The sequence below is a fragment of the Phaeobacter sp. A36a-5a genome, from assembly GCF_037911135.1.
In the GTDB taxonomy this organism is placed as follows: Bacteria; Pseudomonadota; Alphaproteobacteria; order Rhodobacterales; family Rhodobacteraceae; genus Phaeobacter; species Phaeobacter bryozoorum.
In genome coordinates this window covers 773941-791101 of sequence record NZ_JBBLYU010000001.1, presented here as the reverse complement: position 1 = coordinate 791101, position 17161 = coordinate 773941, and the positions used below count along the sequence as shown (strand labels likewise).

Genomic DNA, 17161 nt, shown 5'->3' with positions numbered 1-17161 from the left:
CCACCCTCTTCCTCTTGCCTTTGGCAGTTATCCGCGCCTATGGCCGGGCATGGCATATGAAACCCTGATCCTTGGCGCCGGCGCGGCCGGCATGATGTGTGCAACCCGCTCCGGCGCAGGCACGCTGGTGATTGATCACGCCAAGGCGCCGGGTGAGAAAATTCGCATTTCCGGCGGCGGGCGCTGCAATTTCACCAATATGTACGCCAGCCCCGAAAACTACCTGTCGCAGAACCCGCATTTCTGCAAATCCGCCATGGCGCGCTACACCCAGTGGGATTTCATCGAGCTGGTGGACCGCCACGGAATCGCCTGGCACGAAAAGACCCTCGGCCAGCTGTTCTGTGATGGCTCGGCCAAACAGATCGTCGCCATGCTGGTGCAGGAGATGCAGGCCGCCGGGGCCGAGCTTTGGTTGCAGACCTCCGTCACCTCGGTAAGCCGCAGCCCGGATGGGTTTCGCGTCGCGGTGGAGCGAGAGGGCAAGCCGCAGGTGCTGACCGCGCGCAATCTGGTGATTGCCACGGGCGGCAAGTCGATCCCGAAGATGGGCGCGACCGGTCTGGCCTATGATCTGGCGCGCCAGTTTGAGCTGCCGCTGACCGAAACCCGCCCGGCACTGGTGCCGTTCACGTTCTCCGAAGACCGCTTCAAACCTCTTGCGGGCGTCGCCCTGCCCGCACGGCTTTCCAATGATCGCACCAGTTTTGACGAGGCGCTGTTGTTCACCCATCGCGGCCTCTCCGGCCCCTCGGTGCTGCAACTGTCGTCCTACTGGCGCGAGGGGGAGCAGATCCGCGTCAACCTGATCCCGGAAACGCCGCTGTTTGATCACCTGCGCCGCCAGCGTCAGGAAACCGGGCGCAAGGATCTGACCACCGAACTGGCCCGTCACCTGCCCGGACGGCTGGTGGAGTTCCTGGCCCCTGAATTCGCCCTGAAGGGGCGGCTCGCCGACCAGTCCGACGCCGCCTTGCGCGATCTCTGCGACCAACTGGAAAACTGGACGCTCACCCCTTCGGGCAGCGAAGGCTATCGCACCGCCGAGGTGACGCTGGGCGGCATCGACACCGATGCGCTGTCGTCAAAGAGCATGGAGGCCAAGACGGTTCCGGGGCTTTATGCGATTGGCGAAGCGGTTGATGTGACCGGCTGGCTGGGCGGCTATAACTTCCAATGGGCCTGGGCCTCCGGCGTCGCGGCCGGAACCGCTATCGCCGCCAAGGGCTGAGCCTCGGGCGTCTCCGCTCGGGCCAGCCCGAAACGCCGCCCCGTTCACCCCTCGCGTCACTCCTCGATAAACACCTTATTGGCCGGCGTGACGCCGCGCGTATAGGTGCAGAAAGTGTCATGCGCATCAGGCGTGGTGGTATGGATCTTGATATTGGTGATCACCTCCACCGCCCCGGCATCAAGACAGGCCTGTTCGGCCTGTTTCACGATCCCCAGCAGCTGATCCAGCTCACCACGCATCGTGGTCTCCATCGCCCCCACCTGAAACGGCAGACCTGAGGCCTTCACCACATCAATCGCGCGGTCCACAACCTCGAAGTTATTGCCCTCACGCAGCCGGGGAATGACCTGAAAGGCCAGCATCACCGTGTTCTGCGGCGCTGTCGTCTCGGCCATCAGATTGTCTCCCCATCGGGTTGCGCCGGGGCCTCCCCCTGTCGCTTCTGCACCTCGGCGATGAAATCCTCTCCGCGCTGCTCGAAGTTGTCATATTGGTCGAAACTCGCTGCCGCCGGGGCCAGAAGGATGGTATCACCCGCCTCCGCCTCAGCGGCGGCCCGGGCCACCGCCTGCGCCATGGTGATGCAGACCTCGGCCTCCACATCCAGCTGCATGGCAAAGCCTGCCGCCTCGCGACCGATCACATAAGCCTTGCGCACTTTGCCGGTCTGGCCGCGCAGAGCGTCCAGGCCGCCCTCTTTCTCCAGCCCGCCACAGATCCAGCGGATATTGTCAAACGCGCTCAGCGCCTTGGCCGCGCTGTCAAGGTTGGTGGCCTTGCTGTCATTCACATAGCGCACCCCCTGATGGGTCGCGATGGTCTGGCTGCGATGCGGCAGACCCGGATAACTGGCCAGCGCCTCCTCGATCAGGCGCGGGGCCAGCCCCAGTGCCCGCGCCGCCGCATAGGCCGCACAGGCGTTCTGATGGTTATGCGCGCCCGGCAGCCCCTGCATCTGACGCAGATCAATCGAGGCCGCCTGCCGCCCCTTGCGGTATTCGCTCAGGAACCCTTTGCGGGCAAAGACCTGCCAGCCCGGTCCGGTCAGTTTCTGGCTGGCCGAAATGCGGATCACCCGGTCATCGCTGGCCGCCTCCGACAGCTGACCGGCCAGATACAGCCCCTCATCCTCATCGACGCCAATGATCGCACGATCCGGGCCGCCTTCGGCAAACAGCCGGCGTTTGGCCGCGAAATAGCCGCCCATGCCCGCGTGCCGGTCCAGATGATCGGGGCTGAGGTTGGTGAACACCGCCACATCCGGCGTAAGCGCCCGCGCCAGATCGGTCTGATAGCTCGACAGCTCCAGCACCACCACGCCCCCGGAGCCCGGCGGATCAATATCCAGCACACCGCGGCCGATATTGCCCGCCAGCTGGCTTTCGCGACCGGCCTCCTGAAGAATATGGTGGAGCAGCGCCACCGTGGTGGATTTGCCGTTGGAGCCAGTGACCGCCACGATGCGCGGCGCCTGATCGTATTGCTCCCAGCCCTGGGTCGCGATGGACCGGAAGAACAACCCGATATCATTGTCCACCGGCACCCCCGCCACCAGCGCTGCGCGGATCACCGGGTTGGGTTTGGGGTAGAGATGCGGAATACCCGGCGAGACGATCAGCGATGCAACATCGTCAAAGGCGCCGGATTTCAGCAGATCCCGGCAGGTGAACCCCTCGACCTCGGCCCGGGCCCGCGCGCCGGGGTTGTCATCCCAGCAGACCGGCTCTGCCCCGCCCGCACGCAAGGCCCGCGCGGTGGCAAGGCCAGACCGTCCAAGCCCCAGCACCGCTACAGTTGCGCCTTCGAATCCGGTCACAGGGATCATCGCCTGCCCTCCCATTTGATCTTTGCTCGAATCGCTACCCGATCACGGGAACCAACACCAGTCCCGTTGCGTTTGCCAGTCCGCCGACACCCGGCTAGTGTCGGCCAAAAATTGGGAGGCCCCACAGCCATGGACGCGCGATTGCAGCAGATCCTCGATGCCATCAACCGCGATCTTCGCGATGATCCCGACCGGGGCGACGTGGCCAGCTACATTCCCGAACTGGGGCAAGTCGATCCCCACCAGTTTGCCATCTCCGTGGCCACCGCCGACGGCCAGATCTACAGCGCCGGGGATGCCGCCACGCGGTTCTCGGCCCAGAGCATCACCAAGCTTTTTACGCTGGCGATTGCGCTCGGGCGCTCCGGCGATCAGCTCTGGCAGCGGGTTGGTCGCGAACCCTCCGGCACCGCCTTCAACTCCATCGTGCAGCTGGAACATGAACGCGGCCGCCCGCGCAATCCATTTGTGAATGCAGGCGCCATTGTCACCACGGATGAGGTGCTGGCGGGCCGCGAACCGCGCGATGCGCTGGCCGAGTTCCTGGGCTTTATCCGCGCCGCTGCCGAGGATGACGATATCCACATCAATGGCGCGGTTGCCCGCTCCGAAACCGCCCATGGGCACCGCAATTTCGCCCATGCCCATTTCCTTGCCTCCTGCGGTAATCTCAAGAATGACCCGGACAAGGTGCTCGGCACCTATTTCCACCATTGCGCCACCGAGCTGACCACCACCCAGCTGGCCCGTGCCGGCCGTTTCCTGATCGGCGCCGGTGTCGGCCCGCGGCTGGTCTCGCTGGACCGGGTGCGGCGGCTCAATGCGCTGATGCTGACCTGCGGGCATTACGATGGCTCGGGCGAGTTCGCCTATCGCGTCGGCCTGCCCGCCAAAAGCGGGGTTGGCGGTGGTATTCTGGCCAGCGTACCGGGCAAGGCCAGCATCGCCGTCTGGTCGCCGGGGCTGGACCGCAACGGCAATTCGAAACTGGGCACCGAAGCGATGGAGCGGCTGGCGCGGGAGATGGACTGGTCGGTGTTCTGAGCCGCCGTTGCCAGCCCGGCGCACGCAGGGCTTACCATCCGTTCAGGCGGCAGCGTTATGCTCCCATCCGTTGCAACACCAAGATCAGGAGAACGTCCCCGCCCAACTGACCCTTTCAAGGTCAAGACTCCGGGCGTATGGGGATCCGCACAGGCCGACAGAAGGAGATGACCCCTGGCAAAGGTCATCCACCCTCCGCCCCTCCGGCGGCGCCGCCTTCTTCTTACGCAAAACCGCCCAAGGCATTTTCAGCCCAGAGCGGTTTCAGATATCAGACCAGATCGGCACACCGCCCCGCAGGATGACCTGCGCGGCGGCGATCCGGCGTGGCTCAGCGCACTTTCAGCGTGGCCAGACCGATCATCGCGAGGATCAGCGAGATGATCCAGAAGCGGATCACGATGGTCGGCTCCGCCCAGCCCTTTTTCTCATAGTGGTGATGGATCGGCGCCATCAGGAAGACCCGTTTGCCGGTGCGCTTGAAATAGAGCACCTGAATGATCACCGACAGCGCCTCCACCACGAACAGCCCGCCGACAATCGCCAGCACCAGCTCGTGTTTGGTGACCACCGCGATGGCGCCCAAGGCGCCGCCAAGGGCGAGCGAGCCGGTATCGCCCATGAACACCGCCGCTGGCGGCGCATTGTACCAAAGGAAGCCCAGACCGCCACCAAACAGCGCCGCGGCAAAGATCAGGATTTCACCGGTGCCGGGCACGTAATGCACATCCAGATATTCGGTAAAGTCCACACGCCCCACCGCATAGGCAATCACCCCAAGGGTCGAGGTCGCGATCATCACCGGCATAATCGCCAGCCCGTCAAGCCCATCGGTCAGGTTCACCGCATTGGCCGCGCCGACGATCACGCAGATCGAAAACGGCACGTAGAACAGACCAAGGTTGATCAGCGTATCCTTGAACACCGGCAGCGCCAGCTGGTTCTGCAACTCCACCGGATGATAAGCCGAGGCCCAGAGGGCGGCGATCACCGCAATGGTGATCCCAAGCGCCAGCCGCAGCTTGCCCGGTACGCCTGCGGTGTTCTGCTTGGAGACCTTGGCATAATCATCGGCAAAACCGATCAGGGCAAAGGACAGCGTCACAAACAGCACCAGCCAGACAAAGGGATTGTCCCAGCGCGCCCAGAGCAGCGTCGCCGTCACCAGCGCGCCGACGATGAGCAGCCCGCCCATGGTGGGCGTGCCGGCCTTTGCCAGATGCCCTTCGGGGCCGTCATCACGGATCGGCTGACCCTTGCCCTGCTTCTTGCGCAGCACATTGATCAGCGGTGGCCCAAACAGAAACCCAAACAGAAGCGCCGTCAGAAACGCCCCGCCCGCGCGGAAGGTGATGTAGCGGAAGAGGTTGAAAAGATCGCCCCCATCCGACAGCGCGGTTAACCAATAGAGCATGTCAGCCGGTCCTCAGTTCGTCAAAGTTCAGAAAGTGGCCTCGCCATGGCCCAATTCGCGGATGCCGTCAACAACCTTGGCCAGCGCCATGCTGAGCGACCCCTTGGCCAGAACCACATCCCCCGCCGCGATCTGACCCGCCAGATCCGCCTGCACATCACCGCTGCTGGCATAGTGACCACCGCGTTTGTCCGCAGGCAACGCCGCATGAAGTGCCCCCATCAGCGGGCCGATGCAATGCACCACATCGAGATCCGCCATCGCGGGCAGATCGGCAAGGGCCGCGTGCAGCTCGGCCTCCTGCGGTCCCAGCTCCTTCATATCGCCCAGATAGGCAATCCGCCGCCCCGCGCAGGGGGTCGCGGCCAGAACCGCCAGCGCCGCCGCGACCGAGGTCGGATTGGCGTTGTAACTGTCATCCAGCAGCAGGATCTCGCCCTGCCCCGCGCCAAGCGTCACGGTTTCACGCGCCCCGCGCCCGGTGACCGGCGACCAGAGCGACAGGCTTTGCACGGCCTTGGCCAGATCCAGACCCAGCGCCGCCAGACAGGCCAGCGCGCCAAGCGCGTTCATCGCAAAATGGGCGCCAAGCGACTGGATATTCAGGCGATATCGCTGCCCATCCGGCAGCGTGACCTCGGCCTCTGTCTCATCCCCGCGTGAGGCGGTTCCGGTCAGGCGATAGCCCGGCACGATCGGCCCCTGACCGGTGCCAAACCACTGCGCAGGGCGCGCAGCCTCCTCGGCAACGGAGTGCAGGATCGGAGCCTCGGCAATATCGGCGTTCAGCACCGCAACACCGCCCGGCTCCAGCCCGTCGATGATGGCGGCTTTTTCGGCGGCAATGCCCTCGATCCCGTCAAAGGCCTCCAGATGCACCGGCGCCACGGTGGTGACCATCGCCACATGCGGACGCGCCTGCTTGGCAAGCGGGCTGATTTCACCGGGGTGATTCATGCCGATCTCGATGACGGCAAATTCGGTGTCCCGCGGCATCCGCGCCAGCGTCAGCGGCACGCCCCAATGGTTGTTATAGCTGGCAACAGCCGCATGGGTGCGCCCCTGATCGGACAGCATCCGCGCCAGCATTTCCTTGGTCGAGGTCTTGCCGACCGATCCGGTGACGGCAATCACCCGTGCATCCGTGCGCGCACGACCTGCCCGGCCCAGAGCCTCCAGCCCGGCCTGCACGTCATTCACCAGCAACAGCGGCGCATCGTCACCGACGCCCTCGGGCCTGCGCGAGACCAGCGCCGCACCAGCGCCTTTCTCCAGCGCCTGCGCCACGAAGTCATGGCCATCGCGCGCCGCCTTCAGCGCCACAAAGAGATCGCCCGCCGCAATGCTGCGGGTGTCGATGGAAATGCCATTCACGCTCCAGTCGCCAATCGCCTGACCACCGGTGGCCGCTGCCGCCTCCTCAGCTGTCCAAAGGCTCATACCAACCTCCCGTCCAGAGCCGCGACCGCCATGCTGGCCTGCTCCACATCATCAAAGGGCAAAACATCACTGCCAACGATCTGGCCGGTTTCATGGCCCTTGCCGCAGATCAGCAGCGCGTCACCCGCCCCCAGCGCATCAACGCCGCGCAGGATCGCCTCGGCCCGGTCGCCAACTTCCATCGCATCCGGCGCGCCGCCCTTGACGGCGGCGCGGATCACGGCCGGGTCCTCGCTGCGGGGGTTGTCATCGGTCACGATCACCAGATCGGCATTGTCCTGCGCCGCCTGCCCCATCAGCGGGCGTTTGGCGGCATCGCGATCACCACCGGCACCAACAATGGCGACCAGCCGGCCCAGCACATGCGGGCGCAGTGCCTTGATCGCGGTGGCCACGGCATCAGGCGTATGGGCGTAATCCACAAAAACCGTCGCGCCATTTTCGCGTGTGGCCGCCAGTTGCATCCGGCCGCGCACGGTCTGCAAATGCGGCAGCGTCGCAAAGACCGCATCCGGGTCCTCGCCGCTTGCAATCACCAGACCGCAGGCCAAAAGGATATTCTCCGCCTGAAAGCCGCCAATAAGGTTGAGCCGCGCCTGATAGGGCCGGTCGTGCCAGGTAAAGCGCATGTCCTGCCCCGAGGCGTCATAACGCGCACCGACAAGGCTCAGATCACCGAGACCGCGCCCGACCGATATCACCTCATGCCCGCGCGCAGCGGCGACCGCCCGCATCTCGGCGCCGCGCGGGTCGTCCATGTTGATGACGGCCACGCCATCATCGGGCAGCACCCGGCGGAACAGGCCCGCCTTGGCGGCGAAATATGCCTCAAACGTCTCGTGGTAATCGAGGTGGTCCTGGGTGAAATTGGTGAACCCCGCCGCCGCCAGATGCACACCATCCAGACGCCGCTGATCCAGCCCATGCGAGGAGGCCTCCATTGCGGCATGGGTAACCCCCGCCGCCGCCGCTTTTGCCAGCGCGTCATGCAGGGTAACCGGCTCCGGGGTGGTGTGGTTGAGCGGATGGCTCCAGGCGCCCTCAACCCCCGTGGTGCCGAGGTTCACCGCCTTATGGCCCAGCTCCACCCAGATCTGGCGCACAAAGCTCGCCACCGAGGTTTTGCCATTGGTGCCGGTCACTGCCACCATGGTTTCGGGCTGTGCGCCGAACCACAGCGCCGAGGCATAGGCCAGCGCCTGACGCGGGTCTTCGACCACCACCAGCGCCACGGTCGACTCGCGCAGCAGCTCCGCCGCAATCGACGCGCCTGTCGCATCGGTGAGAATCGCAGCCGCCCCGTTGCCGAGAGCGGCGGGCACAAATTTGGCGCCATGCACCTGACTGCCCGGAAGGGCTGCAAACAGCCCCCCTTCGACCACCTTGCGGCTATCCACGGCAATGCCATGGATCGTCGGATCGACACCGCCGCGAGCGGTCAGCCCCAGCTGGCTAAGAGGACGGTTTTCAATGGTGCCCATAGCAACCCCACCTGATCAGTTTGAGGTGAGGGTTATAGCAGCCATCTCATCCGGTTCAACTTGCGGTCTGAGGCCAAGCAGCGGCGCGATCCGACCGATCATTTCGCCAGCGACGGGCACAGCGGTCCAGCCTGCGGTGCGGCGCTCCTCGCCATGGGCGATGACCGAGGGTTCATCCAGCGTCACCACCAGCACATATTTCGGATCATGGGCCGGGAACATCGCGGCGAAGGTGGCGATGACCTTGCTTTCGTAATAGCCGCCGCGTGGTTTGGGTTTATCGGCGGTGCCGGTCTTGCCGCCCACCTGATAACCCGGAACCTCGCCAAAGGAAGCGGTGCCGCTGGTCACCACCTTGCGCAGCATGGCGCGGGCCTGACGGGCCGCCTCAGCCGACATCACCCGGTGGCCCAGCTGCGGCCCCTTCTGGCGCAGGATGGTGGGGCTGACATATTGGCCGCCATTGGCGATGGCCGCATAACCGGCTGCCAGATGCATCGGGCTGGTGGACAGCCCGTGCCCATAGGAAATCGTCACCGTGCTCAGCTCGCCCCATTTGCTGGGTTTGAGCGGCTTACCGCCTGCGGCCTCGGCGATTTCGATCGGCGTCGGATCAAACATCCCCATGGCGCGCAGGAAATCCTGCTGCCGCTGGGCACCGATTTGCAGCGCCAGGCGCCCGGTGCCCCGGTTGGAGCTGTTGACGATGATATCGGCGACACTCAGCTTGCCGTAGTCCTTGTTGTGGAACTCGCCAATCGGAAAGCGCCCGATCCGCATTGGACCGGAGGTGTCGATAATGGTCTCGGAATTCACCAGCCCCAGATCAACGGCCTGAGCTGCGGTGAAAATCTTGAAGGTCGAGCCCAGTTCATAGACCCCCTGCACCGCGCGGTTGAACAACGGGCTGTCGGAGGGATCGAAACCGGAGGTCGGCGGACGTGGGCGGTCATTGGGATCGAAATCCGGCAGCGACACCACCGAAATCACCTCGCCGGTGTGAACATCCATCAGGATCGAGGTGGCGCCTTTGGCGTTCATCAGCTTCATGCCGCCGAAAAGCACCCGCTCGGATGCCGCCTGCACCGTCAGATCCAGCGAGAGCTGCAAGGGCCGCCCGCCGTTGGCCGGGTCGCGCAGGTAGTCGTCGAACTGTTTTTCGACCCCGGCAACACCGATCACCTCGGCGGCGCTGACGCCTTCCTTGCCGAAACCGGCGCCGCCCAGCACATGGGCCGCCAGGCTGCCATTGGGGTAAAGACGCATTTCGCGCGGACCAAACAGCAGCCCCGGATCGCCGATGTCATGGACGGCCTGTTTCTGTTCGGGGCTGATTTTTTTCTTGATCCAGATGAACTTACGCTTGCCGGAAAAATCCTTCAGCAGGCGTTCCAGCTCCAGATCGGGGAAAATCTCCACCAGACGCCGCGCCGCCCCGTCCGGGTCGACCATCTGCGGTGGCTGGGCATAGAGCGAATGGGTCTCGAAGTTGGTTGCCAGAATGCGGCCCTTGCGGTCGACGATATCGGCGCGCTGCATGGCAATGGCGCTGCCCGGCGCGCTGGCGACCGGTTCGACCGGCTCCGAGGTGGCCAGCGTTGCCATACGGGCGCCAATCGCGGTGAAGGCGCAGAGGAAGAACATGCCCAGAACCAGCAGCCGCCCCTCGGCGCGCTGGCGGGCATGGGCCTGCATCTCGGCGTGGCGCTGGCGCAGGTTTTCGCGTTCGATGGCATCCGGGTTCTCGCCCCGCGCGCGCGCGGTCAGGATCCGCGCCAGCGGGCGTAGCGGCGTGCGGATCATGGCTGTGTCCCCGTTGCGGTCTGCCCATTGGCCCCAAGCGAGGAAACCTCAACCCCGTTGGTGAAATCCAGCAGCTCATCCTCCTGCGGCGGATAGGCGACCTCATCCACGCGGCCAAACTGTTCCGGGCGCAGCGGCAGCAGGCTGAGGCGATCAAAATTGAGTTCCGCCAATTCGCGCAGCCGGTCGGGACGGTTGAGATAGGCCCATTCGGCGCGCAGCACGCTGAGCCGGACCTGCGATGCGCCGATCTGGCGTTGCAGGCTGCGGGTTTCCTTCAGTACCTGCTGGGTGGTGTAATTCTCGCGGTAGGCCCAGAAAGCCAGCCCAAAGACGGCGAGACAGGTGGCGATATAAAGCAGGGTCTTCATCAGCGTTTCTCTCTTGCCTGCGCCTGTTTCAGCTGCGGCATGCCAATATCCTTGGCGCTGATCGCAATCGGCGCGGCCCCGGTGCGGCGACCGACGCGCAGCCGGGCGGAGCGGGAGCGCGGGTTGTCCGCCAGCTCCTGATCGTCCGGCCCGACGGCCTTGCGGGTGACCAGCGTGAATTGCGACGGCGTTTCCTCGACCTCGGGGGCGTAGCGGTTGGCGCGACCGGTTTTGCCCGCGCGATGCTGGAAGAAGCGTTTGACCATGCGATCTTCGATGGAATGGAAGGTCACAACCGCCAGCAGGCCGCCGGGTTTCAGCGCGCGTTCGGCGGCCAGCAGCCCCTCGAACAGCTCTTCATATTCGGCGTTCACCGCGATGCGCAGACCCTGAAAACTGCGGGTTGCCGGATGTGACTGGCCGGGTTTGGAGCGCGGCAGGCAGCTCTCGATGATTCCGGCGAGCTGGAGTGTCGTGGTGATCGGCGCCTCGGTGCGGGCCTTCACGATGGCGCGGGCAATACGGCGGCTGGCGCGTTCCTCGCCAAAGAGGAACAGGATATCGGCCAGCGCCGCCTCGTCCAGTTCCGCGACCAGATCGGCGGCAGAGGGGCCATCCTGCGACATCCGCATATCCAGCGGCCCGTCGCGCATGAAGGAAAAGCCGCGTTCGGCCAGATCCAGCTGCATGGAGGAGACGCCAAGATCGAGGACGACGCCGTCGAGATCCTGCGCATAGTCGTCCATGCGGGAGAACACCCCCTGTTGCAGGGTCAGGCGACCGGCATAGGCGCCGATCCAGCTTTCAGCCATTTCAAAGGCCAGCGGATCGCGATCAACGCCGATCACGTGATCGGCCCCTGCCTCCAGCAGGCCCCGGCTGTAGCCCCCGGCCCCGAAGGTGCCATCGAGCCAGCGCCCGGAAACCGGCGCCACGGCTTTCAGCAGCGGACGCAGAAGGACCGGTACGTGAGGACCGGTTGAGGTTGGGCGGTCCGTTGTCATGGATCAAGCGCCTCCGGCGCCATCGAGGAATTCCGCCGGGTCAAAGTCCTCGGGCAGATCGTCCAGCCACTCCTCGGATTTTGCCAGTTCTTCCTCTTCATAGGTTTCAGGCTTCCAGATCTGGAAGGTGTCGCCGGCGGCGATGAAGAACGCCTCGGCCTCCAGATTGATCTTGTTGCGCAGCTTGGCGGGCAGCACCAGCCGCCCGGTTTCATCAACGGTAGTCGGGAAGGACTGACCGTGGAACATGCGCTGCAACATCTTGCGCGGCATCGAGCCGCGCGGCAAGGCGTCGATTTTGGCGTCGACTTCCTCGATCGCCTCCATCGTGTAGCATTCCAGGAAATTGCGGCGGTGGTCACCATAGACGATGACCAGTTCGGGGTTGCTGCCGGATTGCCAGTTGGGGTCACCCGCCTCCAGAACACGGCGAAAGGAGGCCGGAATCGAGACCCGCCCCTTTGTATCCACCTTGTGGTGGCTTTCACCTCTGAACCTACGGCCCAATCTATCGTCCCTTTTTTCAGCGTCCCTCGTGCCGAAGCTATCCCCAGAAGCAAAAGGGGCGGGCTGATCTGCTGCCACTGATCAACCCGCCTCCTTGTCCCGACTTGCGGGGTGTCCGACTGCGCGCGCCACCTGGGGGGATGTCTGCTCGCTCGCGCGCCGGATCTCTCTATTTTCGATGAAAGCGAAGGCCTGTATGAAACCTGCTTCTTAGTAGTCTTGGTTGGGGTCGTTTGGTGCCCCTGCTCTTCGTCTCATTCGATGAACTAGGGATACTATGGGAATACGTGGGCGACAACTGTTTTTTATGGACCACATCTGCACATCTAGATAACGACGCGCCGATTCTACGGGAAAGAATCGCAGATACGTCCAGTGGTAGATTAAGCCACCATAAAGGCCACTATATGTAGGGTCGTATCCGGCTTGGAAAAAGTGCCATGATTTCCCAGAAATTTTAAGATCGAGTCTGGAGAACCAGAATGTTCATATTCTGTTCACGGGTGCGTGTGGCAGTTGGACCGGGGCAAATCCCGTGATCCGGGTGATATCGCCTGAAAATCACGCCAGAACAGCACAGTGATTCGGGAAAGCGGGCCAAAATGTCTCGACGCCGCCCATAATTTCCCACATGGCCCATCAATTCCCACGCGGACCATGATTTCCCAGCAGCGCCGGGAGCGTTTCAGCTTCGCGATCTAGGCCATGCCGCCGCGGATCAGACCTTCGGCCATTTTTGCATAGGCCTCGGCCATCAGACCGTCACCGGCAGCGATGGGAGTGCCATTGTCACCGGCCAGCCGGGTCTCAAGATCAATCGGCAGCGCCCCGAGCAAGGGCACCCCGATGCGCTCAGCCTCGGCAGCAACCCCTCCGTGACCAAAGATGTGATGTTCGCCGCCACAATCCGGGCAGGCAAAGAAGGACATGTTTTCGATCAGGCCCAGCACCGGCGTTTTCAGGGTGTTGAACATGTCAATCGCCTTGCGCGCATCCAGCAGCGCCACATCCTGCGGGGTGGAGACCACGATGGCACCGGACAGCTCGGCCTTGGTGCACAAGGTCAGCTGCACATCGCCGGTGCCGGGCGGCAGATCGACGATCAGCACGTCAAGCTCCCCCCAGTTCACCTGCCCCAGCATCTGCTGAAGCGCGCCCATCAGCATCGGGCCGCGCCAGACCACCGCCTTGGCCTCGTCAACCATGAAGCCGATCGACATCAGCGTGACGCCATGGGCGTGCAGCGGTTCGATGATCTTGCCGTCAGGGCTGGCGGGGCGGCCGCTCGCCCCCATCATGCGTGGCTGGCTGGGTCCATATATGTCAGCGTCGAGCAGGCCCACCTTGCGCCCCTGCCGGGTGAGCGCCACGGCGAGATTGGCGCTGACGGTGGATTTACCCACGCCGCCCTTGCCCGATCCCACGGCGAGAATGCGTTTCACCCCGCTGGGTTTCAGCGGCCCCTGCTGCGGCTTGGGGTGGCCGCCCAGTTTCAGGGTCGGCGCGGGCCGCGCGGCGGCATCGGAGTGGGCGGTCAGCGCCGCGGAGACGCTCTCCACCCCCGGCAGCGCCAGAACGGTTGCCTCGGCGGCGCGGCGCAGCGGCTCCATCTGGGCGGCGATCTGCGGGCTGGGCGCCTCGATCACGAAGCTGACGCGACCTCCCTCCACCATCAGCGCGCGCAGCATGTCGCGCGAGACCAGCGTTCCGCCATCGGGCAGTTGCAGCCGCGCAAGGGCGTCGCGAATCTCATCCTGGGTGGGGGTCATGGCCTGTCTCCTGTTGGTTACCCGCCATATAAGACCTGCGGCCGACAAGCCCAAGACCGCATCGGCCCCTGTACAGGCTCCCGGTCGGCCCCAATCTGCGCGCGGCCTGTAGCCTGCCCGTTTGCCGCCTGCCGCGAATTTAGGCATCAGCACACCGATTGGCGCATACCTCGGCAAGATCAACCCGGTTTCCGCAAGGAAACCCATGCGTTTGCTGCATAGCAGAAATGCCCCTTTCAGGGATTGTGCGTGTGCAGCATTATCATATTTATGAGGCCAAGAGAGGCCGGGAACGGCCAGACATTCATAGACGTTAAGGACAACACCGATGGCCGCTGTTGACAATATCACAACCCGCAAAGGCGCTCTGGCCTTCAGCCCGCGCGCCATGTTCGACGAGCTGAAAGGCAAGATTGCACGCTACCGCCTGTATCGCCAGACCATGGATGAGCTGTCGACACTCTCCGGTCGCGAGCTGGCTGACTTGGGGCTGAGCCGCTCCATGCTGCGCAGCGTCGCCTATGAGGCCGCATACGGCACGAAATAAAGAGATCAGGCTCTCTTCTCCTCCTCCCTTGGGAGCCTGCTATCGCGGTGACATCCTCCTCCTCCCTGATGTCACCGCACCCTATACCGGCGTCATAGCCGGACCCTGATACACCATGCCTCCTCCTCCCTGATGGTATGGTGTTGTACAGAACGGCGGTGCCCTCCTCCTCCCTGGCACCGCCGTTTTTTTGTGTCTGATTGCCTGATCGGCAGCGCCTCCCATTGATGACAGGACGCAAAAAGGCGCCGGCAAACTGCCGACGCCCGAGCTGGTGCCCGCCTGCCGATGGCGGGGATCTATCGGTGCTGGATCAGACCCGCAGTCGGCGCGGTCAGAACGGCACGTCCTCTGCTGCGGTGACGAAACGGGCGACAACCTTTTTCGTGCCGGCCTTCTCGAATGCGACTTCCAGCTTGTCTCCCTCGATCGCGGTGATCGCGCCATAGCCGAATTTCTGGTGGAACACCCGTTCACCGGCAGTGAAGGCGGAGGTGGCGGTGAGGTCGATGACGCTGGACTTGCTTTCCTTGGGCTGGGACAGACCACGCTCTCCGGCGCGGGACTGCATGCGTTTCCAGCCCGGCGAGTTGTACCCATCGGCAGAGGCCATGCGGTCCTCAATCGTGGAGCGCACGCCCCCGAAACCGCCCGGAGCCGCCGCGCCGTAGCCGCCGCCGTAGAGACCGGGCGGGGTCAGCACCTCGACATGTTCTTCGGGCAGCTCATCAATGAAACGGGAGGGCAGCTGCGATTGCCACTGACCAAAGACACGGCGGTTGCCGGCAAAGGAGATCGTGCAGATGTCCTCGGCCCGCGTGATACCGACATAGGCCAGACGGCGTTCTTCCTCGAGGCCCTTCAGGCCGCTTTCGTCCATCGAGCGCTGCGAGGGAAAGAGACCATCCTCCCAGCCGGGCAGGAAGACGGCAGGAAATTCCAGCCCCTTGGCGGCGTGCAGCGTCATGATGGAGACCTTCTGCGCCGCATCCTGTTTGTCATTGTCCATGATCAGGCTGACATGTTCGAGGAAGCCCTGCAGGTTTTCAAACGCCTCCAGCGCCTTGACCAGTTCCTTGAGGTTTTCCAGACGGCCCGGCGAATCCGGGTTCTTGTCGGTCTGCCACATGGTGGTGTAGCCGCTCTCGTCGAGGATGGTTTCGGCCAGCTCCATATGGGTCATGTCGGCGTCGCCCGCCAGACGTCCCCAGCGGGAAAGATCGGTGACCAGCTGGCGCAGGGCATTGCCGCCCTTGCCCTTGATCTGGCCGCTCTCCACCGCAAGCCGCGCCCCCTCGACCAATGAGACGCCATTGCTGCGCGCCATGGTCTGGATGGTCTGCTGCGCCTTGTCGCCAAGACCACGTTTGGGGGTATTGACGATCCGCTCAAACGCCAGATCGTCCTCCGGGCTGACCACCAGCCGGAAATAGGCCATGGCATCGCGAATTTCGAGCCGCTCGTAGAAGCGCGGCCCGCCGATGACCCGGTACGGCAGACCAATGGTCAGAAAGCGGTCTTCAAAGGCGCGCATCTGATGCGAGGCCCGCACCAGAATCGCCATATTGTTGAGGTCGATGGGGGCAAGGCCACGGGTGCCGCGCTGCATCGCCTCGATCTCCTCGCCGATCCAGCGGGCCTCCTCCTCGCCGTCCCAATGGCCGATCAGACGCACCTTCTCGCCGCCGCGTGCCTCGGTCCAGAGTTCCTTGCCCAGACGTCCGCTGTTGCCCCGGATCACCCCGGAGGCGGCGCTAAGAATATGTTCGGTCGAGCGGTAGTTCTGTTCCAGCCGGACCACATTGGCGCCCGGAAAATCCTTTTCAAACCGCAGGATATTGCCCACCTCGGCCCCGCGCCAACCATAGATCGACTGATCGTCGTCACCAACGCAGCAGATGTTCTTATGCGCGCCCGCGAGAAGCCGCAGCCAGAGATACTGGGCCACGTTGGTATCCTGATATTCGTCCACCATGATAAAGCGGAACCAGCGCTGGTATTGTTCCAGCACATCCGGGTTGTCCTGAAAGATGGTGACCATATGCAGCAGAAGATCGCCGAAATCGACCGCATTCAGATCCTTCAGCCGCACCTGATACTGCGCATAGAGGTCCACGCCACGGTGATTATAGGCGCTGGCATCCGCGACCGGCACCCGGGAAGGCGTCAGCGCGCGGTTTTTCCAATCGTCGATCACTCCCGCCAGCATCCGCGCAGGCCAGCGTTTGTCATCTATGCCTTCGGCCTTGATCAGCTGTTTCAGAAGCCGGATCTGATCGTCGGTGTCCAGAATGGTGAAATTGGATTTCAGCCCGACCAGTTCGGCGTGACGGCGCAGCAGTTTCACGCAGATCGAGTGGAAGGTGCCGAGCCAGGGCATCCCCTCAACCGCCTGCCCCAGCATTCCGGCGACGCGCTCCTTCATCTCACGCGCGGCCTTGTTGGTGAAGGTCACGGCAAGGATCTCGTTTGGTTTGGCCGTGCCGGTGGTCAGCAGATGGACAATCCGCGCAGTCAGCGCCTTGGTCTTGCCGGTGCCGGCCCCTGCCAGCATCAGCACGGGACCTTCCAGACATTCGACGGCGGCGCGCTGTGCGGGGTTCAGCCCGTCAAGATAGGGCATCGGCCGCGCCGCCATGGCCCGCGCGGACAGCGAAATCCCCTCATAGGGGTCGATATCGTCAAAACTGCTCATGGGCAGGACATTAACGTGATTCAATCC

Annotated in this window: 14 protein-coding genes; 3 read left to right on the top strand and 11 right to left on the bottom strand. The window is 63.8% G+C overall.

The window, feature by feature from the left end; translation table 11 throughout:
* The first annotated feature begins 49 nt into the window (after positions 1 to 49).
* Complete coding sequence (locus WLQ66_RS03710; protein ID WP_340545041.1) at positions 50 to 1231, top strand: BaiN/RdsA family NAD(P)/FAD-dependent oxidoreductase; 1182 nt, start codon at positions 50 to 52, stop codon at positions 1229 to 1231.
* A gap of 56 nt (positions 1232 to 1287) precedes the next feature.
* Here the strand turns inward: WLQ66_RS03710 and WLQ66_RS03705 are convergent, their stop codons facing one another.
* Together WLQ66_RS03705 and murD are read right to left on the bottom strand one after the other, a co-directional pair.
* A complete protein-coding gene (locus WLQ66_RS03705; protein WP_340545040.1) occupies positions 1288 to 1629 on the bottom strand; it encodes a thiamine-binding protein in 342 nt (113 codons plus the stop codon).
* Positions 1629 to 3059: a UDP-N-acetylmuramoyl-L-alanine--D-glutamate ligase gene (murD, locus tag WLQ66_RS03700; protein WP_340545039.1), complete on the bottom strand. Its 1431-nt coding sequence runs from the start codon at positions 3057 to 3059 to the stop codon at positions 1629 to 1631. Before murD ends, WLQ66_RS03705 begins: the two co-directional genes overlap by 1 nt.
* 129 nt (positions 3060 to 3188) lie before the next feature.
* Between murD and WLQ66_RS03695 the strand changes: the two genes are divergently transcribed.
* Positions 3189 to 4103, top strand: a complete 915-nt coding sequence (locus tag WLQ66_RS03695; protein ID WP_340545038.1) for a glutaminase — start codon at positions 3189 to 3191, stop codon at positions 4101 to 4103.
* 331 nt (positions 4104 to 4434) lie between these two features.
* On the opposite strand, the gene mraY is transcribed toward WLQ66_RS03695, so the two are convergent.
* The 8 genes from mraY to WLQ66_RS03655 all read right to left on the bottom strand — a co-directional run bounded on the left by mraY (position 4435) and on the right by WLQ66_RS03655 (position 13892).
* Complete coding sequence (mraY, locus tag WLQ66_RS03690; RefSeq protein WP_061048820.1) at positions 4435 to 5517, bottom strand: phospho-N-acetylmuramoyl-pentapeptide-transferase; 1083 nt, start codon at positions 5515 to 5517, stop codon at positions 4435 to 4437.
* A 27-nt stretch (positions 5518 to 5544) separates the two neighbouring features.
* Positions 5545 to 6957, bottom strand: coding sequence for a UDP-N-acetylmuramoyl-tripeptide--D-alanyl-D-alanine ligase (locus WLQ66_RS03685; RefSeq protein ID WP_340545037.1), 1413 nt, complete (start codon positions 6955 to 6957; stop codon positions 5545 to 5547).
* Positions 6954 to 8438: a UDP-N-acetylmuramoyl-L-alanyl-D-glutamate--2,6-diaminopimelate ligase gene (locus WLQ66_RS03680; protein WP_340545036.1), complete on the bottom strand. Its 1485-nt coding sequence runs from the start codon at positions 8436 to 8438 to the stop codon at positions 6954 to 6956. The genes WLQ66_RS03685 and WLQ66_RS03680 overlap by 4 nt, the downstream gene beginning before the upstream one ends.
* A 15-nt stretch (positions 8439 to 8453) precedes the next feature.
* Positions 8454 to 10241 carry a peptidoglycan D,D-transpeptidase FtsI family protein gene (locus tag WLQ66_RS03675; RefSeq protein ID WP_340545035.1) on the bottom strand — a complete coding sequence of 596 codons (1788 nt, stop codon included), beginning with the start codon at positions 10239 to 10241 and terminating at the stop codon, positions 8454 to 8456.
* On the bottom strand, positions 10238 to 10612 hold the full coding sequence (gene ftsL / locus WLQ66_RS03670; protein ID WP_014874069.1) for a cell division protein FtsL: 375 nt from the start codon (positions 10610 to 10612) through the stop codon (positions 10238 to 10240). The genes WLQ66_RS03675 and ftsL overlap by 4 nt, the downstream gene beginning before the upstream one ends.
* The gene (rsmH, locus tag WLQ66_RS03665; protein WP_340545034.1) at positions 10612 to 11616 is read right to left on the bottom strand and encodes a 16S rRNA (cytosine(1402)-N(4))-methyltransferase RsmH; all 1005 of its coding nucleotides are present in this window, start codon (positions 11614 to 11616) and stop codon (positions 10612 to 10614) included. The genes ftsL and rsmH overlap by 1 nt, the downstream gene beginning before the upstream one ends.
* A gap of 3 nt (positions 11617 to 11619) precedes the next feature.
* Positions 11620 to 12123 (bottom strand): division/cell wall cluster transcriptional repressor MraZ, encoded by a 504-nt coding sequence (gene mraZ / locus WLQ66_RS03660; RefSeq protein WP_340545033.1) that lies wholly within the window; start codon positions 12121 to 12123, stop codon positions 11620 to 11622.
* Between the two features lie 698 nt (positions 12124 to 12821).
* The gene (locus WLQ66_RS03655) at positions 12822 to 13892 is read right to left on the bottom strand and encodes an Mrp/NBP35 family ATP-binding protein (protein ID WP_340545032.1); all 1071 of its coding nucleotides are present in this window, start codon (positions 13890 to 13892) and stop codon (positions 12822 to 12824) included.
* A gap of 328 nt (positions 13893 to 14220) precedes the next feature.
* On the opposite strand from WLQ66_RS03655, the gene WLQ66_RS03650 reads away from it, so the two are divergent.
* The gene (locus tag WLQ66_RS03650) at positions 14221 to 14439 is read left to right on the top strand and encodes a DUF1127 domain-containing protein (RefSeq protein ID WP_340545031.1); all 219 of its coding nucleotides are present in this window, start codon (positions 14221 to 14223) and stop codon (positions 14437 to 14439) included.
* 334 nt (positions 14440 to 14773) lie between these two features.
* On the opposite strand, the gene WLQ66_RS03645 is transcribed toward WLQ66_RS03650, so the two are convergent.
* Entirely contained in the window at positions 14774 to 17134 is a 2361-nt protein-coding gene (locus tag WLQ66_RS03645; protein ID WP_340545030.1) for an ATP-dependent helicase, read from the bottom strand.
* Positions 17135 to 17161 lie beyond the last annotated feature (27 nt).